Below are 24,182 nucleotides of genomic sequence, written 5' to 3'. Positions count from 1 at the left end.
ATCCGGGGTCATTCCCGATGGATATGTAGACAGACGACATATAGAGTCGCCATCGGCCGCGAATCGTGCACCGTACTGGAGGAGTCGTGACAACTACTGCCGGCATCGCCGAGTCGGCGCCCCCACCGCCCGTGGCGAGAAGGCCGCGAAAGTCGCTGTGGGCTTTACGGATCCTCGCGCTGCTGCACGCCGTCGCGACGATCATGCAGCCGATCCTCGCCGGCTCGTACCTGTCCGGATCGGTCGACGCACTGGGCTTCCATGAGATGAACGCGCACATCGTCACGTTGTTCGCGATGTCGATGTTCGTCGCGGGGCTGGTCTACGCGATCGCGGGCCGCGGCCGGTGGTGGGTGGCGTTCGCTCCGCTCGGCATGTTCGTGCTGGAGTTCGTGCAGGAGATCTTCGGGTACTCCCAGAGCCTCGCCGTCCACATCCCGCTCGGCGTGACCGTTGTGTTGGTCAACGTGTTCTTCGCGATCTGGACGTTCACGTCGGGCGCTCGCAAGACGCGTCGGGTGAAGGCGAAGTCATGAGCCGACTGTCCCGACGCGGGCTGCTCGGGTTGGCCGGTGCCGCCGCGGTGGCCGGGTCGCTCGCGGGCTGCCAGTTCCTGAACGGGCAGACCGGGCAGGTGCTGCGCAGCGAGGCGCCGCTGCCGAAGCCGTTCACGGTGCCGCTGCCGATTCCGCCGGTGAAGAAGCCGATCCGGACCGACGGCGCCACCGACTACTACGAGATCGTGCAGCGCGAGGCGACCGCGGAGATCCTGCCGGGGCTGAAGACGAAGATCTTCGGGTACGACGGGGTGTTCCCGGGGCCGACGATCGAGGCGCGGAGCGGCCGGAAGATCTCCGTACGGCACCGCAACGACCTGCCTGTTCCGACCGCGGTGCACCTGCACGGCGGTCACACGCCGGCCGAGCACGACGGCAGCGCGATCGACCTGTGCCTGCCGAACGACGGGTGGAAGCCGTCCGTCGGACATGACGGGGAGCCGGCGATGCTCGGCAAGCTCACGACCGGCGAGCGCTCGTACGTCTATCCGTCCGACCAACGAGCAGCGACGCTCTGGTACCACGACCACCGGATGGACTTCACCGCTCCGCAGGTCTATCGGGGGTTGGCGGGCTTCCATCTCGTCCGGGACGACGAGGAGGGCGCGCTGTCGCTGCCGTCGGGCTCGCGCGAGATCCCGTTGATGATCACCGACCGGTCGTTCGACGCCGACGGGACGTTCCTGTATCCCAGCTCGGACGCCTCGCTGCGGGGCGAGCCGGGGATCGCCGGCGCGTACATGGAGGGGCTGCTCGGCGACGTCGTGTTGGTGAACGGCGCACCGTGGCCGGTGCTCGAGGTCGACTCCGCGCGGTACCGGTTCCGGCTGTTGAACGCGTCGAACGCGCGGCGCTACCGGCTGATGCTCAACGCTGGTGGGAAGAACGTGCCGTTCGTCCAGATCGGCTCGGACGGCGGGCTGCTGGCGCAGCCGTCGGAACGCACGTCGATCGACCTCGCGGCGGGCGAGCGCTTCGACGTGGTCGTGGACTTCTCCTCGTTCGCGGTGGGCACGGAGGTCACGCTGACGAACGGGTTCGGCGAGGCGCCGGGGACCGTGAACGTGATGCGATTCCGCGTCGCGAAGAAGGTGCGCGACGACGCGCGGGTACCGGCGCGGCTCAGCACGGTAGAGACGCTCGACCCGGCGAAGGCAGTGCGGACGCGGGAGTGGAAGTTCCAGCGCGGCAACGTCGGGGACCACAAGGGCTGGCGGATCAACCAGCGCTCGTACGACCCTCGGCGGGTCGACGCCGACCCGAAGCTGGGTGAGATCGAGATCTGGCGGTTCGTGTCGGACCTGCACCATCCGGTGCACGTCCACCTCGACCCGTTCCAGGTGGTGAGCCGGCGGGGCAAGGGTCCGGGCGACCTGGACGCGGGGTGGAAGGACACGGTCGACGTGAAGCCGACGGAGATCGTGGACGTGGCGGTGCGGTTCAGCGACTACACCGGCCCGTACCTGATGCACTGCCACAACCTCGAGCACGAGGACATGGCGATGATGGCGACGTTCCAGACCACGTGATCATGTCCGTGATCATGAAGGCAAACCCGGCGTATACGACGGCTACGCCTTCATGATCACGTTCATGATCACCCGCGTCAGGTGCGTCAGACCTCGATCACCACGGGGATGATCATGGGGCGGCGGCGGTGGGAGTCGCTGACCCACTTGCCCATCGTCCGGCGGATCACCTGCTGCAGCTGGTGGGCGTCGTCCACGCCGTCCTTCGCCGCCGTGGCCAGCGCGTCCACGATCCGCGGGCGTACGTCGTCGAACGCCGCGTCGTCCTCGACGAAGCCGCGGGCCTGGATCTGCGGGCCGCCGGTGATCTTGCCCGTCACCGAGTCCATGACGACGATCACCGAGATGAAGCCCTCCTCACCGAGGATCCGCCGGTCCTTGAGGTCGGCCTCGGTCACGTCACCCACCGACGAGCCGTCGACGTAGACGTACCCGCACTCGACCTTGCCGACGATCCGCGCGACCCCGTCGACGAGGTCGACCACGACGCCGTCCTCGGCGACCACGACCTGGTCCTTCGGTACGCCGGTGAGGTACGCCAGCTCGGCGTTCGCGCGCATGTGCCGGATCTCGCCGTGCACGGGCATCACGTTCGACGGCCGGACGATGTTGTAGCAGTACAGCAACTCGCCCGCCGACGCGTGGCCGGACGTGTGCACCAGCGCGTTGCCGCGGTGGACGACCTTCGCGCCCCAGCGGGTCAGGCCGTTGATCACCCGGTAGACCGCGTTCTCGTTGCCCGGGATCAACGACGACGCCAGCACGACCGTGTCGCCCGGCTCCACCCGGATCAGCGGGTGGTCGCGCCCGGCGATCCGGGACAGCGCCGAGAGCGGCTCGCCCTGCGAACCGGTCGAGATCAGCACGACCTCCTCCGGCCGGAGGTTTTCCAGGTCCTTGGGATCGACCAGCGTGTTGCCGGGAACGTTCAGGAACCCGAGGTCGCGCGCCACGCCCATGTTGCGGACCATCGAGCGGCCGATGTACGCGACCTTCCGGCCGTGCGCGACCGCCGCGTCCATCACTTGCTGCACGCGGTGCACGTGCGAGGCGAAGCAGGCGACGATGATGCGGCGCTCGGCGTGGCTGAAGATGCGGTCGAGCACCGGGCCGATGTCGCGCTCGGCCGTGGTGAAGCCGGGCACCTCGGCGTTCGTCGAGTCGACGAGGAACAGGTCCACGCCCTCCTCGCCGAGCCGCGAGAACGCGCGCAGGTCGGTGAGCCGCCCGTCCAGCGGCAGCTGGTCCATCTTGAAGTCGCCGGTGTGCAGCACCAGCCCGGCCGCCGTACGGATCGCGACCGCGAGCGCGTCCGGGATCGAGTGGTTGACCGCGACGAACTCCAGGTCGAACGGCCCGAACGAGGCGCGCTCGCGTTCGCGGACGACGACCTGCGGCACGTCTCGCAGCCGGTGCTCGCGCAGCTTCGCCTCGATCAGCGCGAGCGTGAGGCGCGAGCCGACGAGCGGGATGTCAGGACGTTCGCGCAGCAGGTACGGAACGCCGCCGATGTGGTCCTCGTGGCCGTGCGTGAGCACGATCGCCTCGATCTGGTCGAGGCGGTCCCGGATCGGCTCGAAGTCCGGGAGGATCAGGTCGACGCCGGGCTGGTGGTCCTCGGGGAACAGCACGCCACAGTCGACGATCAGCAGCCGGCCCTCGTGCTCGAAGACCGTCATGTTGCGGCCGACCTCGCCGAGGCCGCCGAGCGGGATGATGCGGAGGCCGCCGGAGGTGAGCTCCGGGGGCGGGCCTAGTTCGGGGTGCGGGTGGCTCATCGAATCAGCCCGGACTCCTGGAGATCGGCACTGAGCTGGCCTATCTGTTCCTCGTTCGCCGGGACGAGCGGCGGACGTACGGACCGGGTCGACAGCACGCCGGTCAGCTCCAGCGCGGCCTTCGCCATGATCGCTCCCTGCGTCCGGGTCATGATCGCCTTGAACGCCGGCACCAGCTTGCGGTCGAGGTCGCGGGCCGTCGCCAGGTCGCCTTCGTCGATCGCGCGCAGCATGGCCGCGTACTCCGGGCTGGCGACGTGCGAGACCACGCTGACGATGCCGGTCGCGCCCATCGCGAGCAGGGCCAGGTTGTTCTCGTCGGAGCCGCTGTAGAAGGCGAGGTTGGTGCGGGCCAGTACCTCGGTGATCCCGCTGAGGTCGCCCTTGGCGTCCTTGACGCCCTGGATCCGCTCGTGATCGGCCAGCTGGACCAGCGTCTCGGTCGCGATCGGGGTGCCCGTACGGCCGGGGATGTCGTACAGCATCACCGGCAGGCTGGTCGCGTCGGCGACCGCGCGGAAGTGCGCGAGCAGGCCCTCCTGCGGCGGCTTGTTGTAGTACGGGGTGACGGTGAGGATCCCGTGCGCGCCGGCCTTCTCGGCCTGCTGGGTCATCTCGACCGCGTGCCGGGTGTCGTTGGTGCCGGCGCCGGCGACGATCGTCGCCCGGTCGCCGACGGCCTCGAGAACGGCACGGAGCAGGGACTCCTTCTCGGCGTCACTCGTCGTGGGCGACTCTCCCGTGGTGCCGGAGACGACGAGTCCGTCGTTGCCGTTGTCGACGAGGTGGGTGGCCAGCCGTTGCGCGGCGTCGAGGTCGAGTGCCCCGTCCGCCGTGAACGGGGTCACCATCGCCGTGAGGACGCGCCCGAACGGCGCTGGCCTCCCGGCTGCGTGCTGAGTCGTGGGAGCCATGGGTGTCACGCTACCGCTCGCGACACGGAGTGATCGACCCTGCTCAAAGACGTCGCGCCGCCGGGGTGTTCTGGCATAGGGTTTACGGCATGTACGCGTTGCAGCAGACGACGACGCCGCCCGCCACTTCCGGCGGAGCGGCTCGCTGACGCTGCCGCACCGACGCCCGGGAGTGACTCCCGGGCGTTTTCTTTGCCCTGGGGTCGCTCCACCCCATTCTTAGGAGCCTTTCGACATGGACGTTCAAGATCACCGCCAGCTGGGCCGCGACCTCGGCATCTACGCCACCGACGAGCTCGCCGGCGCCGGCTTCCCGCTGTGGCTGCCCGACGGCGCCGCGATGGTGTCCGAGCTGGAGCGCTACATGATCGACGCCGAACGACGAGCCGGTTACAAACACGTCCGCACCCCTCCCGTCGGTAAACGAGAGCTGTACGTACGGTCCGGGCACTGGGAACACTTCAGCGAGGACATCTTCCCGCCGTTCCCGGTCGGCGGCGACGAGCTCGTCCTCCGGCCCGTGCTGTGCCCGCACCACATCCTCGTCTACGGCTCTCGCGGACGGTCGCACCGTGAGCTGCCGCTGCGGCTGGCGGAGTACGACCAGATGTTCCGCAAGGAGCGGTCCGGGTCTTTGGGCGGGCTGCTCCGGGTGCGGGGCATCACCCTGAACGACGGGCACGTGTTCTGCACTGTGTCTCAGGCGGCGGAGGAGGCCGCGCTGGCGCTGCGGATGATCCAGGAGGCGTACGCGGTCCTCGGGATCTCGCCCGCGTACGTGCAGGTCGCGGTGCGCGGGCCGGGCAAGTCGTACCCGGGCTCCGACGAGGGCTGGGAGAAGGCCGAGGCTCTGCTGTGGGAGGCCTTGTCTTTGGCGGGCATGGACGCGAAGCGGGTGGAGGGCGAGGCGGCGTTCTACGGGCCGAAGATCGACATCCAGGTGTACGACGCGTCCGGCAAGGAGTTCTCCCTGTCGACCGTGCAGATCGACCTGGTGCTTCCGGAGCGGTTCGACCTGTCGTACATCGCGCCGGACGGGTCGCGGCAGCGGCCCGCGATCGTGCACCGCTCGGTGCTGTCGTCGATGGAGCGGATGGCCGCGTACCTGCTCGAGCGGCACGCCGGCGCCATGCCGCCGTGGCTCGCGCCGGTGCAGGTCGTGGTGGTGCCGGTCGGGTCCTCGCCGTACGGGGCTTCGGTGGAGCGGTCGCTGTTCGACGCGGGGCTGCGGGTGGAGCTGGACGACCGCGACGAGTCGCTCGGGGCGCGGATCCGTTCCGCTCAGCTGCGGAAGGTGCCGTACCTCGCGGTCGTCGGGGCACGCGAGGAGCTGAACTCGTCGGTGGCGGTGCGGCTCCGGGACGGGCGCAAGCTGGACCTCGGGCTCGACGCCTTCGTCTCGGGCGTGTCCGCGGTCGTCCATGCCCGCAGCGGAGCCCTCGACCTCTAGGCCCGGGGTTTGAATGAAGGGCACCTTCATTCAATAGGTTCGAATGAAGGTGCCCTTCATTCAAACGGGCCGGCGGGCTAGAGCTCTAGTGGGTTGGGGAGGCCGACGGGGTTGGGGAACGGGAGAGCGCCGGTCTCGACCACGGCCTGTACCGCTGGCCGCAGGGCCTGGACGAGCTCGGTGACACCGTCCTCGCCGAGTTGGTCCAGGCCGCCGGCCCAGGCGTTCTCGTCGGTGAGCTTCTCGATCTCCGCGACCAGCTCGCGGCCGGTGTCGGAGAGGGCGCCGGCGGCGACCAGGCCGCGGTCGGTGAGCTCGGTCTCGACCGCGTTCCACTCCTCCTCCGACCAGCCACGGGCGGCGCGCTGCTTCTCGTGCGGCGTGCCCTTGGCGTACGTCTGCAGGACGTGCGCCTCCGGTCCGCTGACCCCGCCCGAGACCAGGGCGGCGACGTGGCCGTCGCCGCGGTGCTCGCGGAACGTCGAGGTGAGCTGCCAGAGCGCCTTGAGTGGGTCGCCGTGCAGCTCCTGTGCCGCGTTCGCGGCGCCGAGCGGGCGGCCGGTGAGGTCGAGGCCCGCGACGATGGCGCTGAGTCGTTCGGCACCTGTCCCGGCCGCCTCCTCGCCGACGCCGGCCCGTTCGTACGCCTGGCGGGCGACATCGAGGCGGGCCTCCAGGCAGGCGTACGGCGTGGTGAGCGTCCAGGCGTCCGGGAGCGCGCGGCGGACCAGGCGCGGGTGGAAGCTGGCGAACGTCGCCTCCACCACGCTCGGCGGCACCGGGCCCATCGGGGCGGCGCGGAACGCGAAGTACGTCATCCAGTAGCCCTTGAGCCCGATCGCCTCACCGGCCGCCTTGAACTCGGGCGCGAAGTAGACGATCGCGTGGAGCGCCTCGGTGGTGGCCCAGAACTGCCTGGCCGGATGAGTGCTCATGGCGCCACGCGCCCGTTCTTGTTGAACGCCGCGTACGTGACCGGCATCAGCTTCGCCCACTCGGCTTCCATCTTCTCCGCGACCATCTCGATCTCACGCTGCGGATACGACGGGAAAGCGGAGTCCTCGCGCTTGGTGCGCAGGGAGAGGAAATTCATCAGCGACCTCGCGTTGACGGTGACGTAGAGCGAGGAGTAGATCGTGAGCGGGAGCACGATCCGGGCGACCTCGCGGGCGATGCCGGCCTCGAGCATCCGCTGGTATGAGGCGTACGCCTCCTCACAGACGCGCTTGGTCTCCTCCTCGACGAGCTTGTGCTGCTCGGCCGTGCCGTCGACGAAGTTGTAGTGCCCGGGCTTGCCCTCCTGAACGAGCATCCGATCGGTGCCGGGCACATAGAAAACGGGCCGCAGCTCGCGGTAGCGCCCGGACTCCTCGTTGTACGACGCGATCCGGTGCCGCAGCAGCTCGCGGAAGACGAAGATCGGCGCCTGCACGTAGAACGTCATCGAATTATGTTCGAATGGGGATCCGTGTCTCGCCCGGACGAGGTAGTTGATCAGGCCTTTCGACCGCTCAGCGTCCCCCTCGACGTCCTCCAGGGACTGCTCCCCCTTGGTCGAGACGCGGGCGGCGAAGAGGACGTCGGAGTCGTGGGCCGACGAGCGCACGATCTCGACCGTGACGTCGCTCCGGAACTCGATCTTGTCTACGTCCACCACGGCCGCGTCCTCCTTCACCGCACACTTCCAGGGGTCTGCCGGCCAGCCTAGAGCCGGCGGCCGACAGACCCTGGACGCGGCTCACCGAAGAACGTTGTGCTGCGCTGAATCGATCGTGAGGCTGCTCTGCCGCACCCGACCAGCTCGCGCCACTATCGCTGAGCGATCGGGTTCAGCGCCATGTGCAAGGCCGACATCAGCTCCCCGTCCGGCGTGTCACCGTCCAGCGACCAGATCATCACACCGCCGAGGCGTTCGCGTTCGATGTAGCGCGCCTTGGTGCGCATGACCTGCGGGTCGTCGTAGGTGTAGAACGTCGACCCGTTGTAGCGCCACGCGAAGCCGGCGTCGCGATCCCGGTAGGTCGTGAATCCCGGCAGCGCCTTGATGTCGCGGTAGTTCAGGCTGCCGCAGCCGACCGGGCACAGCGTCGCCGGCTGGAACAGGCCGTGGTTCACGTCCGGTACGCCGGTCCAGCCCTGCCCGTAGAACGGCACGCCGACCACGAGCTTGCTCCGAGGCGCGCCGCGCGAGCGGTACGCGTCCACGACCAGGTCCACGCTGAACGCGCCGGCCGACGTGTCGCCGTCGGGCAGGAAGAGCGCCGACTGGTGGTTGGTCGTCGGTTCCCAGGTTCCGTGCAGGTCGTAGCCCTGGATCGTCGCGAAGTCCATGTACTTGAAGATCTTCGGCACCTCGTAGTCGACGTCGATCTGGGCCGGGTTCGCCGCGAGGAACGAGGTCAGCAGGTAGTGCCGATGCGTCTTCTTGCCGTACGCGTCGAGCTGCTTGCGGAACTCCGCGAGCAGCAACGTGAAGTTGCGCTTGTCCTCCGGCCGCACGATGTTTCCCGGCTCGCCCGGCGTCGACGGCCACTCCCAGTCGAGGTCGATGCCGTCGAAGACGCCGTACCCCGAGCCCGGGCCGCCCTGCGCGGAGTCCAGCGTGGGCAGGTTGCCCTTCAGGTACAGGTCGATACAGCTCGCGACGAACGTACGACGCGACTGCGCGGTGAGCGCGGCGTCGGAGAAGTACGTCGACCAGGTCCAGCCGCCGAGCGAGATCAGCGTCTTCAGCTTCGGGTGCTTCTTCTTGAGCTTCAGGAGCTGATTGAAGTTCCCGTTCAGCCGCTGGCCGGCGACGTCGGCCTTGCCGTCGACGGACTCCTCCGCGCTGTACGGGCGCTGGTAGTCGGCCCACGCGTCGCCGCCGTTCTCCCCCGCCAGGTTGGCCTCGAAGCACTTCCCGTCCGCGGAGACGTTGCCGAACGCGTAGTTGATGTGGGTGAGCTTGCGTGCCGTGCCCGACGTGTGCACGTTCTTCACGAGAAAGCCCGAGTAGTTACTCCACTGGGTGTAGTAGCCAACGGCGCGCGGCCGGTCGTTGCCGTCGTTGCCGTGGTTGCCGTGGTTGCCGGACGCGTTGGCGACGGGTACGAAAGCGACGGGTACCAGCACCGCGGCCGCGACGACCGCTGCGGCCTGACGCAAGCGTGACGACATGACGCTCCCCCCTCGATGGGTGTGTTGCCGACACTCTGTCGGGACGGAAAGCGCTTGTCTAGAAGGGCAATCTTCTTCATTGCTTGCATACAACGCCGCCGTCTGGCGATTACCCTCCGCGCGACTCTTGCAGCGGGTGGTGAACAGGAGTAATCAGAGGGCGGGCCTGGGATACACGTAATGGTGAGGTGACGTCGATGACGTCCGGTATCAGGACCCCCGCGCTCGCGCGGGCTCCTCCGGGACATGGATGAATCCGCCGTCCATCGTCCGACAATTCCCATGGGGGGGAGCCCATGCCTGTCAACGATTCACTCGATCTCACCCAGTTGCGCGCGACGCTCGAGAGCGAAGGCGCACCGTGGGACATGGCGTACACGACGATGACCGCGCTCACCGAACAGGAACGCGTCATCCGACTGGGCGTCCCGTTGCCCGACGGCGATCTCGACGCCCTCGAGGCCGACCGCCACGTCCGCGCGGCCGCCGTCCGTGCGGCCACCGCGGAGACCGTGGGCGCGCCGACCGCGTTCGACGTGCGAAACGTCGGTGGCATTGACTATTCGACCTCCGTGAAGGACCAACGGGGCTGTGGGTCCTGCGTCGCTTTCGGAACGGTGGCCGCGATGGAGCACGTCGCCCGCTACACGCGACGCGCGCCGAACCTGGCTCTCGACCTGTCCGAAGCGCACGCTTTCTACTGCTATGGAAGGGCAGACGGCGCGACCTGCGGTACCGGCTGGTGGGTGCACCGGCTGTTGCCGTCGACGCAGAACAGCGGCGTCACGTTCGAGGACTACTACCCCTACACCGATGTCGACCAGAACTGCTCGAACCTCAACGCCGACTGGCCGAACCGGTTGGCGAAGACGACCGGTTTCGCCAACATCGGTGGAAATGCCGCCGCGATGAAGGAGTACATCTCGACATACGGCTCGATCACGTCGTGCTTCATCGTGTACCAGGACTTCTTCAGCTATCGGTCCGGTGTCTATCGGCACCTGTCCGGCGGCGTCGCCGGCGGGCACTGTGTCGTTCTGATCGGCTACGACGACTCGGAGGGATGCTGGATCGCCAAGAACAGTTGGGGAACTGGCTGGGGTGACGGCGGCTTCTTCAAGATCGCGTACGGCGAGGCGAACATCGAGTCGTACCCGTCGCCCGCCGGCCTGGAGGTCTATGGCATCCAGGGTGTCGCCCTGAAGACCTGGCTGCCCGACCAGCAGATCATCGGCCTGTGGAGCAGCGAGCACGACGCCAACCAGTGGGCGTACGGCTCCACCCGTGGCTGGCTCAAGATCGATGGCGGCAACGTCACGACCAACCAGGCGATGGCCGCGGAGCTCGCCGCTTCGAAGGCACTCGCCCGTCCCGTCGGCCTCTTCGAGGACAACGGGTCGATCAAGCAGATCTACGCCTGGTAAGGGGGCACTGCGATGGCAGGACGTACGAGGTCCACGAACGGGCCGACCCGCACTCGCGCGAACGCCCCTTCGGCGACGGCTCCGACGACCGAGGAGTTCCCCGGTCTCTCGGCGCCGAGCCGGGTGGCCCCGGACGACATCGCCTCCGTGGTGATGGCGCCGGAGACGGCGACGATGCCGACACTGATGCCGCCCACGCTGCGCGATCCGTCCTCGATGGCCGAGGCCGATCTCGCCGCGGTGACGGCGACCTGGCGTTCGTCGCAGTACATCGACGCGATGTGGTCGATCGACCAGACCCGCAACGCGTTCATGCTGGTACGGGGGCTGGGATGGCGGAAGATCTACAACGGCCGCGACGGCGCCTTCACGGCGTTGGTGTCGTTGGCCGCGCAGGCCCGGCAGACGGGGCGTCAGGTCAGCTTCCGTGAGGAAGCGGACGGCATGGTCTACGAAATCTATCTATGGTGACTGTGGCCTGGGTCGTGTCTGGCAAATAGCGCCGGTCATCGCGCGTAGCGCGATGGCGCGCGGCGCCCCGCGCCCGTATGGGCGTGGTGCAGGAGGAACTCATACTGGTTGTATGGGTGACGATGTGCACCGCGGCCAGACGGGATGTGGGGTGTCGCGCGCCAGGCGATCTTTGCCAGACACGGCCGAAGCCATCCACCGGCACGGCCGGGCCCGGGAGAGCTCCAACCCCCCAACTCTCTCCGGACCCGGCCGTCGTCCGTGTCCGTTCGAGGGAGCACCGCTGATGGGACTCTTGGACGTGTTCAAGCGGCGCTCCGGGGTGCTGGATGGCGAGCTCGAGGGCGACCAGCCGGTCGTGCTCGCCGACCGGCTGGTCGACCCACCGACCTCGGGTCAGGTCACGGTGCGGCTGCGTACTCCGGACGCCCTCCGGATCGAGGCGGCCCTGGTCGCCTGATCGGTGCTCACTTCGCCGGCGGGGCCGTCGACTCGCGGACGACGAGCTCGGGCAGCAGGCGGACGGGCGGGCCTGGGGGCTGTTTGTCCAGCCTGCGCTGGAGAACGTGCCACGCCTGCACGCCCAGGTCCACCAGCGGCAACCGCAAGGTCGTCAGCGGCGGACGCAGGAAGCCCGCACTGGGGATGTCGTCGAAGCCCGCTACCGAGATGTCGTCCGGCACCCGGATCCCGAGCTCACCCAACCGCCCCAGCACACCCAGGGCAACCAGGTCGTTGAACGCCACGATCGCCGTCGCCCCGGTCTCCAGTGCGGAGGGCAGCGCCGCGTAGCCGTCGGCCGACGCCGAGCCCGCGGGGATCACCTCCACCTTCAACCCCTCGAACCGCGACAAGGCCAAGCGGCGTTGCTGGTTCGACCACGACGACGCCGGCCCCGCGAGGAACGCGACCTTCCGGTGCCCGAGGTCCGCCAGGTGCGACGCCAGCAACCGCGCCCCGGTGATCCAGTCCGCCGCCACGATGCCCAGCTCCGGCGCCCGCACCACCCGGTTCGTGCACACCACCGGGATCCCGCGGTCCACCAGCGACCGCAACGCAGCCGTGGGCATCCGCGGCGAGCAGAGGATCAGCCCGTCCGTCAGCCGGGCCAGCTCGTCGGCGAGCCGCACCTCCTCGGCGATCCGCTCGTTCGACTCCGCCACGACGATGCGAAACCCCGCCGTACCCGCGGCGAGCCCGATGCCCTTGAGCATGGTCGGGAAGAACGGGTTCGCCAGGTCCGGCACCACGACGCCCACCGCGTGGCTGGTCCCCAACGCCAGGCCCCGCGCGATCGCGTTCGGTACGTACCCCAGCTTCGCGGTCGTCGCCCGCACGCGCTTGGCCAGCGACGGGTCGACCGTTCCGTGGCCGTTGAGCACGCGCGAAACCGTCGCCGGCGACACCCCCGCTGCGCGGGCCACGTCGGCGATCGTGGGCGCGTTGCCGGCAGAGCCCAACCGTCCTCCAAACCGTCAGATGACCGCATGCTATCCGGGCGCGTTCCCAAGGTCAGGGATCTTCAGGCGAACGGTGCCGCGCCCTGTAACTGCGGGTCTTCTGCCGGTTGCCGCAGATCTCCATCGAGCACCACGCCCGCGACCGGTTCTTCGACACGTCGAAGTACGCCCACTGGCACACCTCCGACCGGCACAGCTTCAGCCGCCGCCAGGTGTCGTTGGAACGGCATTCCGCGACCGCCACCAGCAGCAGCCCGAGCCCGCCCGCCACGCCCGAGCCGGCCGAGGTGAGTCGGGGCAGCGACTCGTCGAACGCCACCCGCAGCGGCAGCGCCCGGGCGACCTCGTCCAGCGCGGGAACGGGTGCCAGCACCCGGTCGTGGTGGAGCGCGAACGCCTCCCGCAGGCCGTTCCGGATCGCCAGCGCCCGCGTGAAGTCCCCCGACCGCGCCGCGGCGTCCTCAGGGACGAGCCCGTGCTCCCGCAACCACGCGGTCACCTCGGCGGCACCGGACAGCGTGTCGTACACGTCCACGGCGCCCGGCTCGGGCTCGTTGAACTGCAGCGTGTTGGCGAACGCGCACAGCAGCTCGGTCGACCCCGTCGCCCCGGCCATCCGTGCGGTCACCTCCCAAGTCTCGACACCACCATGCATGGTATGTCGGTTCTGCCCTCGTGGAGGGGAGGGTCCAACCTCGATCGTTCGTTCGGCGATTCGTTCGACCTGTCCGGCTCCACCCTGGGGCCAACGATCATGTTGACATGATCATTGGCCCCTTGACGTGGGGTGGACGCCAGGTAGAGCGGTTGCTGGCCGGGTAAGGCGGCCTCTGCTGACTTCTGGGAGGTGTCGCGCGTCAGGCGATCTTTGGCAGACACGGCCCAACCCGTAGCGTGGCGGGGTGACCTACGACGTGAGCAGGATTCGGGCCAGCTATCCGGCACTCGCCGACGGGAGTGCCTACCTCGACGGAGCCGCGGGCACCCAGGTGCCACAGAAGGTGATCGACGCCGTCGTCGACACCTACCGCGGCGGGATCAGCAACATGGGCGGAACGTTCCCGTCCAGTCACCGCGCGAACGAGCTCGACGCCGCCTGCCGCGAGGCCGTGGCCGACCTCGTCGGCGGCGTTCCCGAGGGCGTGGTCCTCGGCGCGAACATGACCACGCTGACGTACCGCCTCGCCATGACGCTCGCCGCCACCTGGCAGCCAGGGGACGAGATCGTCGTCTCACGACTCGACCACGACGCGAACGTACGGCCCTGGGTCCAGGCCGCCGAGCACGCCGGCGCCACCCTCCGCTGGGCCGAGTTCGACACCGCGACCGGCGAGCTGCCGGCGGAGCAGTACGAGGCGCTGCTCACCGAGCGGACCAAGCTCGTCGCGGTCACGGCGGCGAGCAACGTCCTCGGCACCCGCCCGGACGTTCCCGCGATCGCCGCCAAGGCGCACGCGGTGGGTGCCCTCATGTACGTCGACGGCGTCCACGCGACCCCCCACGGCCCGGTCGACGTCGACGAGCTCGGCGCGGACTTCTACGCCACCAGCGCGTACAAGTGGTCCGGTCCCCACATCGGCACGGTCGTCGCGCGCCCCGCCGTCCTCGAGGCACTGCGGCCGGACAAGCTCGCGCCGTCGCCGAACGAGGTGCCGGTGCGGTTCGAGACCGGCACCCCGCCGTACGCCGACTTCGCCGCCGCGATCGCCGCCGTCGACCATCTCGCCGCCCTCGACCCGGACGCGACCGGCTCGCGGCGCGAGCGCGTGGTCGCGTCGATGACCGCGGCGGAGGCGTACGAGCAGGCGCTGTTCGCCGACCTGTTGAAGGGGATCGAGGCGATCCCTGGCGTCACGACGTACGGGCGCCCCGCCCGCCGTACCGCCACGGCCTTCTTCAACCTCGCCGGCATCGCTCCCCGCGACGTCGCGCAGCGGTTGGCCGACCGCAAGGTGAACGTGTGGAGCGGCATCGCGTACGCCTGGGAAGCCACCGGCGTGCTGGGGATCCGCGACACCGGCGGCGCGGTACGGGCCGGTTTGGTCCACTACAACGACGCCTCCGACGTCGAACGGCTGCTCGCCGGTCTCGCCGAGATCGCCGAAACGCCTTCGGGGGTGGGCTGAACCGTCCTACGCTGGCTTGCGGGTGAGGACGGCGAGGGCGGTGGGGCACCATGTCCGAGATCGAGGTCACCGAGAACGGCACCGTGGCTTCAGTCAAGCCTGGCGACGAGATCGTGCTGCGGCTACCGGAGAGCGCCACGACCGGGTACCAGTGGATGGTCGACAGCATCGCCGGCCCGATCGACGTGGTGTCGTCCGACGTCTCTCACACGTCCAGTCGCCCCGGCGCTGCCAGCGAACGCGTCGTGCGCCTCCGCGCCGCGGGCCCCGGCACCGCGGCGGCGAGGCTCGCGCTCAGTAGGGCTTGGGAGACCGAGCCGGTCGAACGGTTCGAGGTCCGCCTCGACGTCCAGGCCAACTAACGGGTCGGTGTAAGGACGGCCGGGTTCGGAGAGCGTGGGGGAAGGGGAGGAGCGCCCACGGACCCGGTCGTCCCGAACCGTCATCGAGCCCGTAGCGGTGGGCTGCGGAACCGGCCTGGGAGGATGGGGGCGTGACTGGTGCGGACAAGCCGACAGCTGATGCTGAGGTACGGGTGGGGTGGGCGGCTGATGCTGCCCCGATCGCAGCCATCCAGATCGCGTCGTGGCGGCGGACATATGCGGGCGTCTTTCCACAGTGGTTGCTCGAATCGCTCGAGGAGAGCGAGTTCACCGAGCGGTGGCAGCACTCGATCGTACGGCCGCCGGACGCGCGCAACCGGGTGATGGTGGCGCTCGACCACGGCACCGTCGTCGCATTCGCCACCACCGGCCCGGCCGACGACCCGGACTCCGATCCGGGCAAGGACGGCGCGATCGCCGAGTTCCACGTCGACCCTGACCGCACTCGCCAAGGGCATGGCTCCCGGTTGCTCAACGCCTGTGTCGACACGCTGAGGGCGGACGGGTTCCACCTCGCCCAGCTCTGGGTGATCGCCAGCGACGACACCATGCGTACGTTCGTCACCGACGCCGGCTGGGAGCCGGACGGCGCCCATCGCGAGCTCGACCTCACCGGCGACGGCAGCATCCGGGTCAAGCAGGTACGGCTGCACTGCTCGCTCGCCGAGGACGAAGTGCAGTAACACCTACGGACGCGCCGAGCCGCGTCGCTCCCCCACGGTGAAGAGCATCAACCACCAAGGGGGAACCATGCTCAGACGACTCTTCGTCGCAGTCCTCGTCGCCATCGCCGCCGTGCTCGTCGGAGCGGCGCCGGCGTCCGCCGACTGCTGGTACTGCACGGTCAGCATCGATGACAACGCCCGTTCGGAGTACCGGTCCTCGGCGCACGACCTCGGCTGGCTGAGATTCACCGTCAGGCTCGGCTTCGTGCCCAGCACCGACGTCGTCGTCGGCTACCAGACCGCGAACGGCAGCGCGACCGCCGGCGACTACACGGGCAAGACGGACACGGTCACGGTCCAGCAAGGCCAGACCACCGCCAGCATCTACATCACGGTTGCCCAGGACGCCTGGGTCGAGAGCAACGAGTGGTTCCGGGTCAAGCTCACCTCGACCTCGTCCGGCCATGTCGACAACGGCGACCAGCATCACGACGCGTACGGCACCGGCTGGATCCTCGACGACGACCCAGCCCGGCTCAGCATCGTCGACGCCAAGCCGGCGAACGAGTACGCCAACCTCGACTTCACCGTGCGGCTCTCCGCACCCCTCACCAGCGCGGTCACGGTGAAGGCGTCGACCGCCCCCGCGGCGGGCACGGCGTCAGCCGGTGCCGACTACTACCCGACGACGAAATGGCTGACGTTCGCACCCGGCGAGACCACCAAGACGTTCACGCTCGACGTCTTCCACGACCAGTCCATCCACGAGCCCACCGAGAACCTCAGGATCACCCTCTCCAGCGCCAGCGGCGCACCGATCGCCGACAGCCAAGCCTGGGGAACGATCTACGAGGTCGACTTCATCAGCTGAGCGGATCGAGGATCAGCGAGGCGGACTGCGGGTTCCCGTCGTGCACCAGCGACTCGTGGTGGCCCACGTCGTCGAACGGGAACCCGTACGCCTTGCCGTCCACCATCTGCGCGTGGATGATCCGCGAGAAGTGGTTCGTCACCGCGTCCGCGTAGAACGCGCCGGCGTCCGGGTCCGGCTGCGACGCGTTCACCAGCAGCGTCGAACGGTTGAAGCAGGCACACAGCGTTCGCGAGATCGGACCGCGCACCTCGTCGTTCGGCGCGTCCAGGTGCTTGTAGCAGCGCAGCACGCTGTCGGAGTCCGGCTTGACGAACGTCGTCGCCACCCCGCCCGAGGTGTTCCGGAAGACGAACGTCTCCCCCTCCACCCGCCCCGTGTACCGGACGTCCGGCCGGTCACCGAACGGCGTCACGGTCAACGTCGCCGACCGGTAACGGGCCCAGACCCGATCCACGAAGTCCCCCATCACCGAAGCGGGCAGCGCCCCGGTCTCGATCCCGTACCCCGGAGCCAGCGCCCGCAGCACCGTCCCGTCGCCGCGTGTCTGGATGAGCCCGCCCCAGCCACCGGGCTGGGCGCGCAGCCCCGCGTAGACGGCGGAGTACCCACCGGGCTTGAGATGTCCCGTCTCCGCGGTGCTCCCGTCCGCACGTCGCACTCCGACCGCGTACGGCACCGAGTACATGTCGACCTGGGTGCTGTTGATCCAGATCCCGTCGTCGTTCAGCGTGTACTCGGACCAGTTGAACAGGATGTCCCGGTTCGGATCCGACGGGTTCTGCACCGCCGGCTGCACCAGCCCGCCCGGCGCGAGCCGGAAGACGAGCTTCGACCCGTACGAGAAGTAGATCCGCCCGGACATCTTCGGGACCTGGATCGTGGTCGACTGCCCGGCCGCAGGCCCGGGGATCGAGGCGTCCGGCGCCGGCACGGGCGGATCGCCGCCACCTGGCCAGGGATGGAACGTACCCGCCCCGTCCACCCAACCCTGCTGCCCGGTCGCGAGGAAGGTGCCCAGGTTGTAGATGTACACAGGCCCGGACTGCCCGGAGTTGTTGGTGATCGTCAGTGGAATCGTCGCCGGCACAGCTTCCGCGGCAGGCGCCGCGATCACCACCGCGGCAAAGGAGAGCATGGCAAGAAGGCATGATCGTACGCGCATGGCACCGCCCCGTTCCTTCAATGTATGAAGACAATTCGGGCCCTAGACGACGTCTCGCAACGACCATGACACCGCCCAAAGAGCGGTGTCAATGCGTACGGATTCCTTTAAGCGTTGAAGAGAAGATGCTCCAGGCCCACTGTCAACCCGGGCTTGTCAACCACCGCGCGCAGCGCGAGCAGGATGCCGGCGTCGAACGAGGAGTAGCTCATCGAGTCGTGCCGGAGCGTCAGCGTCTCCCCCGTGCCGCCGAACAGCACCTCCTGGTGCGCGACCAGACCGGGCAGCCGCACGCTGTGCACGTGCACGCCCGACACCACCGCTCCACGCGCACCGTCCAGCGACTTCTCCGTCGCGTCGGGCACCGGGGCGAGCCCGGCCTCGGCACGAGCGGCACCGAGCAGCTCGGCGGTCCGCGAGGCCGTTCCCGACGGCGCGTCCACCTTCCGCGCGTGGTGCAGCTCGACCACCTCGACCGACTCGAAGTGCCGAGCCGCCTGCGCGGCGAACGTCATCATCAGGACCGCGCCGAGGGAGAAGTTCGGCGCCACGATCACGCCGATCCGGGGCGCGGCGGCGAGCAGGTCGGCGATCTCCGACCGCTGAGACTCGTTCACGCCTGACGTTCCCACCACCACCGGAACGCCGGCCGAGACGCAGAACGACACGTTCGCCAGCACCGCGTCCGGCCGGGTCACGTCCAGCGCCACGTCGGCGCCGGCGTCAACGACAGCTTGCAGCGAGTCCTTCGACCCGATCCGCGCGACTAGGGACAAATCCGAGGTAGCCTCGATCGCCAAGCAGGATTGGGATCCGAGCTTCCCGTACGCCCCGATGACCGCGACCTTCAGCATCGCGCTACCGGAGAGCGCCGGCGAACCGGTCCGGATCCGCGAACGGCCCGACGACCGCCAACGTCGGCGTCGCGTCCAGGATCTCGCGCGCCACCGAACGTACGTCGTCCAACGTCACGCCGTCGATCCGCTGCAGCACCTGGTCGACCGACAGCAGCTCGCCATAGACGAGCTCCGCCTTCGCCAGCCGCCCCATCCGCGAGCCGGTGTCCTCCAGCCCCAGCACCAACGAGCCACGCAGCTGCCCCTTGCCACGCTCGAGCTCGTCGTCGGTGATGCCGGCGTCGGCCACCTTCGACAGCTCGTCGCGACAGATCGACAACACGTCGTCGACCTTGTTCGGCAGGCAGCCCGCGTAGACGCCGACGATGCCGGCGTCGGAGTAGTTCGACGCGAACGAGTACACCGAGTACGCCAGCCCGCGCTTCTCCCGGACCTCCTGGAACAGCCGCGACGACATGCCGCCGCCGAGGGCCGCGTTCAGCACGCCCATCACGAATCGACGGTCGTCCGTACGCGAGATCCCCGGCACGCCGAGAACGAGATTCGCCTGTTCTGTCGAGCGTTCCATCACCGTCACCGCGCCCTGCGCGGGCACCGGCCCCGGACCGCCGATCCGCGCCGGCACCGGCGCGGCGTCGCTGACGTCGAGCAGGCCGGTCTTCGCCAGCGCCTTCTTGACGAGGCGAACGACCTGCTGGTGCTCGACGTTTCCGGCCGCCGCGACGACCAGCGCGTGCGGACGGTACCGCCGCTTGTAGTAGCCGGCGATCTGCGTCCGCGACAGCGAGCGAATCGAGTCGACAGTGCCGAGGATCGGCCGGCCGAGCGGCGAATCTCCCCACATCTGTTGGGCGAACAGGTCGTGGACCGCGTCGCCCGGGTCGTCGTCGTGCATGGCGATCTCCTCGAGGATCACGCCACGCTCGCTCTCGACGTCAGCCGAGGCGATCAACGACGACGACACCATGTCCGCCACCACGTCGACCGCCAGCGGCAGGTCGTTGTCGAGCACGCGTGCGTAGTAGCACGTGTACTCCTTCGTGGTGAACGCGTTCATCTCCCCGCCGACACCGTCGAGCGCGGCCGAAATGTCCAGGGCACTACGACGCTTGGTGCCCTTGAACAGCAGGTGCTCGAGGTAGTGACTCGTTCCGGCGAGGGCGGGCGTCTCGTCACGAGAGCCGACGGCCGCCCAGATGCCGAACGAGACCGAACGAACCTGCGGCATCGCCTCGGTCACGACCCGCAGGCCGCTGGGGAGAACGGTCTGGCGGACCAGGCCGCCGTCGTTCTCCGTCATCAGCGTGCGGGTCGAGACCTTGCGGGTCGCAGGCCGGGCCGGCGAGGTCGTGGTCACTTCTCCTCGCCGTCGGCACTGCCCTCTTCGACCACCGGAACCAGCGAGAGCTTGCCGCGGTCGTCGATCTCACCGATCTCGACCTGCAGCTTGTCGCCGACCTTGAGGACGTCCTCGACGTTCTCCACCCGCTTGCCACCGGCGAGCACCCGCAGCTTGGAGATGTGCAGCAGGCCGTCCTTGCCGGGAACGAGCGAGATGAACGCACCGAAGTTGGTCGTCTTGACGACCGTCCCCAGATAACGCTCGCCGACCTCCGGCATCGTCGGGGTCGCGATCCCGGCGATGATCGCCCGAGCCGCCTCCGCCGACGGACCGTCGGCCGCGCCGACGTAGATCGTGCCATCGTCCTCGATGGTGATCTGAGCGCCGGTGTCGTCCTGGATCTGGTTGATGACCTTGCCCTTCGGCCCGATCACCTCGCCGATCTTGTCGACCGGGATGTGCATCGTGATGATCCGCGGCGCGAACTCCGACATCTCGCCGGGCTCGGAGATCGCCTTCTCCATGACGCCGAGGATCGTCAGGCGCGCGTCGCGCGCCTGCTGCAGAGCGGCGGCCAGCACCGACGCGGGAATGCCGTCGAGCTTGGTGTCGAGCTGCAGCGCGGTCACGAAGTCCTTCGTACCGGCGACCTTGAAGTCCATGTCGCCGAACGCGTCCTCGGCGCCGAGGATGTCGGTCAGCGCGACGAACTCCTCCTTGCCGTCGACCTCACCGGAGATGAGGCCCATCGCGATGCCCGCGACCGGCGCGCGCAGCGGCACACCGGCGGAGAGCAGGCCCAGCGTGGACGCGCAGACCGAGCCCATCGAGGTGGAGCCGTTGGAGCCAAGCGCCTCGGAGACCTGGCGGATGGCGTACGGGAACTCCTCGCGCGTCGGCAGCACCGGGGCGAGCGCGCGCTCGGCGAGTGCGCCGTGCCCGATCTCGCGCCGCTTCGGCGAACCGACCCGGCCGGTCTCACCGGTCGAGTAGGGCGGGAAGTTGTAATTGTGCATGTAGCGCTTGGTCGTGTCCTCGGCCAGCGTGAGGCCGATGCGACGCTCGAGCGACAGCATGTTCAGCGTCGTGATGCCCAGGATCTGCGTCTCGCCACGCTCGAACAGCGCGGAGCCGTGGACCCGCGGCACGACGTTGATCTCGGCCGTCAGCGGCCGGATGTCGGCCAGGCCGCGACCGTCCATGCGGACCTTGTCGCGCAGCACCCGCTCGCGGACGAGCGTCTTGGTGAGCGAACGGTAGGCCGCGCTGAGCTCCTTCTCGCGACCCTCGAAGTCGCCGGCGAGCCGCTCGACCATGGAGGCCTTGAGCTCGTCGAGCCTCGACTCGCGCTCGGCCTTGCCGGCGATCGTCAGCGCCTCGGCGAGGTCGTTGCGTACGGCCCCGTCGACGGCCGCGAGAGCGTCGTCCTCGTAGTCCTTGTAGACCGGGAACTCACCGGTCGGCTTGGCCGCCTCGGCCGCCATCGCGGCCTGCGCCTCGCACAGGACCTTGATGAACGCCTTGGAGGCCTCGAGGCCCTCGGCCACGATCTCCTCGGTCGGCGCCTGGGTGCCGTCCTGGACGAGCTGCCAGGTCGAGTCGGTGGACTCGGCCTCGACCATCATGATCGCGACGTCACCGTCCTCGACCACGCGGCCGGCGACGACCATGTCGAAGACCGCGCGCTCGATCTCGCTGCGGCGCGGGAACGCGACCCACTGGCCGTCGATCAGCGCGACGCGGACGCCGCCGATCGGGCCGGAGAACGGCAGGCCGGCGATCTGCGTCGACGCCGAGGCGGCGTTGATCGCGAGCACGTCGTACAGCGCGTCGGGGTTGAGCGCCATCACGGTGATGACGACCTGGATCTCGTTGCGGAGACCCTTGACGAAGCTGGGCCTCAACGGGCGGTCGATCAGCCGGCAGGTGAGGATCGCGTCCTCACTCGGGCGGCCTTCGCGCCGGAACACCGAGCCGGGGATCTTGCCGGCGGCGTACCCGCGCTCCTCGACGTCGACCGTCAGCGGGAAGAAGTCGAAGTGCTCCTTCGGGTGCTTGCTGGCCGTCGTCGCGGACAACACCATGGTGTCGTCGTCGAGATAGGCGACCACGGCACCGGCCGCCTGCCTGGCGACCCGACCCGTCTCGAACCGCACCGTCCTGGTGCCGAACGAACCGTTGTCGATCGTTGCTGTTGCTGTGTGAATACCGGGACCCTCCACAGGGCTCCCTCCTCTTGTTTCGGGAGCGGCCGCGACTGCCCTTCCGCGCGGCGGGGAGTGCCGGTCTTCGATCGAGGCCCACGGATCTCGTTGGTGCTGGTGGTGCTGTCCGGGGGCCACTACCGAGGACCGGCGAGCTGCTGCACCGCTTGCTTCGCGCTGCGGTCGCGGGTCGCTCCGATTGGTACTGGTGTCTTACTCGGCGTATTCAGTTGTGAGACCGCCTGAGCAGTGGTCTACCCGGGCGGGGCGAAGGCCAGTCGAAATGGACTGGCCTCACGATATGGAACAGGAGCGGGGCCCTGGTGGGCACCGCTCCCGAAGGGCGCTATCGGCGGAGGCCGAGACGTTCGATCAGCGTCCGGTAGCGCGCGATGTCGTTCTTCATCAGGTAGTTCAGCAGCCTGCGGCGCTGACCGTTCAGGATCAGCAGGCCGCGTCGGCTGTGGTGGTCGTGCTTGTGGAACTTGAGGTGCTCGGTCAGATGCCTGATCCGATGCGAGAGCAGCGCCACCTGGACTTCGGGCGACCCAGTGTCGCCCTCGTCGGTTGCGTACTCGGTGATGATCTGCTTCTTGGTAGCAGCGTCGAGCGACACAGTGCTCCTTTCGGAATTTCCGTTGCGCGGCGCGCCAGGGCGGGTTCACCTGGGCACTCTTGTTCCGCGGCCGGCGGTACGGCAGCAGCAAGGGTACCAGCCGATACCGCTGCGTAACCAATCCGCCCCTGGCCGGGCGCGCGTACCGCCCGAGATGGGGTAAGGAACGGGCATGGAGATCCGGAAGATGACCTCGGACGAGAGTACCCAGTTCCTCGCGCAACCGCTGGTGGCCGTCCTGGCGCTCGACGAGCCCCGCGAGCCCGGTGATCATGTACGTGATCATGACGGCGCGGTGGCGTATGGAGGTGCTCCGGCTTCATGATCACGTACATGATCACGGCGGGGGCTGGCGTTCGTTCAGTTCGGTCAGGCCGGTGAGGATCCGGGCCAGGCCGAACTCGAAGTCCTCGTCGGTGTAGCCGATGCCGGTGGTGAGCTCGTCGTCGGCGAGTACGCGGCAGAACATCGGGTAGCGGTCCGGGGTCATCACCGCGCTGAGCAGCTGGAAATACCCGCCGTCCTCGGCCGCGGGGGCCTCGTCCCTCGCGATGACGGGGTCGGTGGCCAGCCGGGCCTGCTCGCGGGCGTACCCGGTGATCAGCGTGATCGTGCGGAGCTGGTCGGCGTACGTCAACGTCGTCCGCGACAGCGCCCGCAGCAGGTGTTCGCCCCACAGGAGCTGGTTCGGGGTCGTCGGCGGGCCGCTCGGCGGGACGTCCAGCGCCCAGGGATGGGCCCGGTAGAGCTGGAAGATCCGCGACGCGAGGTCGCGCAGCGACCGCTGCCAGTGCAGCGGGTCGGGCGCCGGCAGGTCGGCGGGCGGAGCGGCTGCCGCGTCGCACATGAGGACGACCAGGTCGTCCTTGGCCCGGACGTGCCGGTACAGCGACGTGGTGGCGCACCCGAGGGCGGCGGCGACGCGGGCGAGTGAGACGGCCGCGAGGCCGGCCTCGTCCGCGACCTCGATCGCCGCACCGACGATCCGCTCGAGGGTGAGGGCGGGGCGCGGGCCGGGCTTGGTTCCGCGCGCGGAGCGCCAGGCCAGTTCGACGCCCCGTGGCATCGGGGCCCTGCGCGGCTTGGGCATCTCCCTTGACCTCTCCTCGATTAATGGCGTACGTTCGTCACCATTAAAGCCAACAGCAGTCGCCATCATAGTCTCGGGCAGACCGCGGGGATCGTCGTCGCCGGGGCGGGAGTCGTCTACC

At 68.9% G+C, this 24,182-nt stretch carries 24 protein-coding genes; 11 read left to right on the top strand and 13 right to left on the bottom strand.

What is annotated here, in order from left to right:
* Nucleotides 1-86 precede the first annotated feature (86 nt).
* Both JOD67_RS17745 and JOD67_RS17740 read left to right on the top strand, forming a co-directional pair.
* Nucleotides 87-536 (top strand): hypothetical protein, encoded by a 450-nt coding sequence (locus JOD67_RS17745; protein ID WP_239553899.1) that lies wholly within the window; start codon nucleotides 87-89, stop codon nucleotides 534-536.
* Complete coding sequence (locus JOD67_RS17740; protein WP_205118714.1) at nucleotides 533-2,086, top strand: multicopper oxidase family protein; 1,554 nt, start codon at nucleotides 533-535, stop codon at nucleotides 2,084-2,086. Before JOD67_RS17745 ends, JOD67_RS17740 begins: the two co-directional genes overlap by 4 nt.
* A gap of 86 nt (nucleotides 2,087-2,172) precedes the next feature.
* Here the strand turns inward: JOD67_RS17740 and JOD67_RS17735 are convergent, their stop codons facing one another.
* Together JOD67_RS17735 and dapA are read right to left on the bottom strand one after the other, a co-directional pair.
* A complete protein-coding gene (locus JOD67_RS17735; protein ID WP_205118713.1) occupies nucleotides 2,173-3,864 on the bottom strand; it encodes a ribonuclease J in 1,692 nt (563 codons plus the stop codon).
* Complete coding sequence (dapA, locus tag JOD67_RS17730) at nucleotides 3,861-4,778, bottom strand: 4-hydroxy-tetrahydrodipicolinate synthase (RefSeq protein WP_205118712.1); 918 nt, start codon at nucleotides 4,776-4,778, stop codon at nucleotides 3,861-3,863. The genes JOD67_RS17735 and dapA overlap by 4 nt, the downstream gene beginning before the upstream one ends.
* 235 nt (nucleotides 4,779-5,013) lie before the next feature.
* Between dapA and thrS the strand changes: the two genes are divergently transcribed.
* Complete coding sequence (gene thrS / locus JOD67_RS17725) at nucleotides 5,014-6,228, top strand: threonine--tRNA ligase (protein ID WP_205118711.1); 1,215 nt, start codon at nucleotides 5,014-5,016, stop codon at nucleotides 6,226-6,228.
* Nucleotides 6,229-6,305: 77 nt separating this feature from the next.
* Here thrS and JOD67_RS17720 read toward each other — a convergent pair whose 3' ends face one another.
* The 3 genes from JOD67_RS17720 to JOD67_RS17710 form a co-directional block, all read right to left on the bottom strand.
* Nucleotides 6,306-7,163, bottom strand: a complete 858-nt coding sequence (locus tag JOD67_RS17720; protein WP_205118710.1) for an SCO6745 family protein — start codon at nucleotides 7,161-7,163, stop codon at nucleotides 6,306-6,308.
* Nucleotides 7,160-7,885, bottom strand: coding sequence for an FAD-dependent thymidylate synthase (gene thyX / locus JOD67_RS17715; RefSeq protein WP_307782436.1), 726 nt, complete (start codon nucleotides 7,883-7,885; stop codon nucleotides 7,160-7,162). Before thyX ends, JOD67_RS17720 begins: the two co-directional genes overlap by 4 nt.
* A 152-nt stretch (nucleotides 7,886-8,037) precedes the next feature.
* Nucleotides 8,038-9,387 (bottom strand): glycoside hydrolase family 18 protein, encoded by a 1,350-nt coding sequence (locus tag JOD67_RS17710; RefSeq protein ID WP_205118708.1) that lies wholly within the window; start codon nucleotides 9,385-9,387, stop codon nucleotides 8,038-8,040.
* A 296-nt stretch (nucleotides 9,388-9,683) separates the two neighbouring features.
* On the opposite strand from JOD67_RS17710, the gene JOD67_RS17705 reads away from it, so the two are divergent.
* From JOD67_RS17705 to JOD67_RS17695, 3 genes are all read left to right on the top strand, one after another.
* A complete protein-coding gene (locus JOD67_RS17705; protein WP_205118707.1) occupies nucleotides 9,684-10,811 on the top strand; it encodes a C1 family peptidase in 1,128 nt (375 codons plus the stop codon).
* A gap of 12 nt (nucleotides 10,812-10,823) precedes the next feature.
* A complete protein-coding gene (locus JOD67_RS17700; RefSeq protein ID WP_205118706.1) occupies nucleotides 10,824-11,282 on the top strand; it encodes an RAD23 family protein in 459 nt (152 codons plus the stop codon).
* 286 nt (nucleotides 11,283-11,568) lie between these two features.
* Entirely contained in the window at nucleotides 11,569-11,742 is a 174-nt protein-coding gene (locus tag JOD67_RS17695) for a hypothetical protein (RefSeq protein WP_205118705.1), read from the top strand.
* Between the two features lie 7 nt (nucleotides 11,743-11,749).
* Here JOD67_RS17695 and JOD67_RS17690 read toward each other — a convergent pair whose 3' ends face one another.
* Nucleotides 11,750-12,706 (bottom strand): LacI family DNA-binding transcriptional regulator, encoded by a 957-nt coding sequence (locus tag JOD67_RS17690; protein WP_205118704.1) that lies wholly within the window; start codon nucleotides 12,704-12,706, stop codon nucleotides 11,750-11,752.
* Between the two features lie 88 nt (nucleotides 12,707-12,794).
* Nucleotides 12,795-13,370 carry a CGNR zinc finger domain-containing protein gene (locus tag JOD67_RS17685; RefSeq protein WP_205118703.1) on the bottom strand — a complete coding sequence of 192 codons (576 nt, stop codon included), beginning with the start codon at nucleotides 13,368-13,370 and terminating at the stop codon, nucleotides 12,795-12,797.
* A 274-nt stretch (nucleotides 13,371-13,644) separates the two neighbouring features.
* On the opposite strand from JOD67_RS17685, the gene JOD67_RS17680 reads away from it, so the two are divergent.
* From JOD67_RS17680 to JOD67_RS17665, 4 genes are all read left to right on the top strand, one after another.
* Nucleotides 13,645-14,868 carry a cysteine desulfurase-like protein gene (locus JOD67_RS17680; RefSeq protein WP_205118702.1) on the top strand — a complete coding sequence of 408 codons (1,224 nt, stop codon included), beginning with the start codon at nucleotides 13,645-13,647 and terminating at the stop codon, nucleotides 14,866-14,868.
* 50 nt (nucleotides 14,869-14,918) lie between these two features.
* A complete protein-coding gene (locus JOD67_RS17675) occupies nucleotides 14,919-15,230 on the top strand; it encodes a protease inhibitor I42 family protein (protein ID WP_205118701.1) in 312 nt (103 codons plus the stop codon).
* A 131-nt stretch (nucleotides 15,231-15,361) separates the two neighbouring features.
* Nucleotides 15,362-15,934: a GNAT family N-acetyltransferase gene (locus tag JOD67_RS17670; RefSeq protein WP_205118700.1), complete on the top strand. Its 573-nt coding sequence runs from the start codon at nucleotides 15,362-15,364 to the stop codon at nucleotides 15,932-15,934.
* A gap of 67 nt (nucleotides 15,935-16,001) precedes the next feature.
* Complete coding sequence (locus JOD67_RS17665; protein ID WP_205118699.1) at nucleotides 16,002-16,787, top strand: Calx-beta domain-containing protein; 786 nt, start codon at nucleotides 16,002-16,004, stop codon at nucleotides 16,785-16,787.
* Here JOD67_RS17665 and JOD67_RS17660 read toward each other — a convergent pair.
* From JOD67_RS17660 to rpsO, 5 genes are all read right to left on the bottom strand, one after another.
* Entirely contained in the window at nucleotides 16,780-17,925 is a 1,146-nt protein-coding gene (locus tag JOD67_RS17660; RefSeq protein ID WP_239553897.1) for a glycoside hydrolase family 64 protein, read from the bottom strand. The genes JOD67_RS17665 and JOD67_RS17660 overlap by 8 nt on opposite strands.
* A 134-nt stretch (nucleotides 17,926-18,059) precedes the next feature.
* Nucleotides 18,060-18,806, bottom strand: coding sequence for a 4-hydroxy-tetrahydrodipicolinate reductase (gene dapB, locus JOD67_RS17655; protein WP_205118697.1), 747 nt, complete (start codon nucleotides 18,804-18,806; stop codon nucleotides 18,060-18,062).
* Between the two features lie 4 nt (nucleotides 18,807-18,810).
* Nucleotides 18,811-20,166 carry a M16 family metallopeptidase gene (locus JOD67_RS17650; protein ID WP_307782435.1) on the bottom strand — a complete coding sequence of 452 codons (1,356 nt, stop codon included), beginning with the start codon at nucleotides 20,164-20,166 and terminating at the stop codon, nucleotides 18,811-18,813.
* Nucleotides 20,163-22,373 (bottom strand): polyribonucleotide nucleotidyltransferase, encoded by a 2,211-nt coding sequence (locus tag JOD67_RS17645; RefSeq protein ID WP_205118696.1) that lies wholly within the window; start codon nucleotides 22,371-22,373, stop codon nucleotides 20,163-20,165. Before JOD67_RS17645 ends, JOD67_RS17650 begins: the two co-directional genes overlap by 4 nt.
* Before the next feature lie 328 nt (nucleotides 22,374-22,701).
* On the bottom strand, nucleotides 22,702-22,971 hold the full coding sequence (gene rpsO / locus JOD67_RS17640; RefSeq protein WP_205118695.1) for a 30S ribosomal protein S15: 270 nt from the start codon (nucleotides 22,969-22,971) through the stop codon (nucleotides 22,702-22,704).
* Between the two features lie 172 nt (nucleotides 22,972-23,143).
* On the opposite strand from rpsO, the gene JOD67_RS17635 reads away from it, so the two are divergent.
* On the top strand, nucleotides 23,144-23,296 hold the full coding sequence (locus tag JOD67_RS17635; protein WP_205118694.1) for a hypothetical protein: 153 nt from the start codon (nucleotides 23,144-23,146) through the stop codon (nucleotides 23,294-23,296).
* Nucleotides 23,297-23,308: 12 nt separating this feature from the next.
* On the opposite strand, the gene JOD67_RS17630 is transcribed toward JOD67_RS17635, so the two are convergent.
* The gene (locus JOD67_RS17630; RefSeq protein WP_205118693.1) at nucleotides 23,309-24,037 is read right to left on the bottom strand and encodes a TetR/AcrR family transcriptional regulator; all 729 of its coding nucleotides are present in this window, start codon (nucleotides 24,035-24,037) and stop codon (nucleotides 23,309-23,311) included.
* Nucleotides 24,038-24,182: the final 145 nt, after the last annotated feature.

The sequence above is a fragment of the Tenggerimyces flavus genome (genome assembly GCF_016907715.1).
GTDB classification, from domain to species: Bacteria; Actinomycetota; Actinomycetes; order Propionibacteriales; family Actinopolymorphaceae; genus Tenggerimyces; species Tenggerimyces flavus.
The sequence above is the reverse complement of the archived record's forward strand: the minus strand, read 5'-3'. Positions and strand labels throughout refer to the sequence as shown.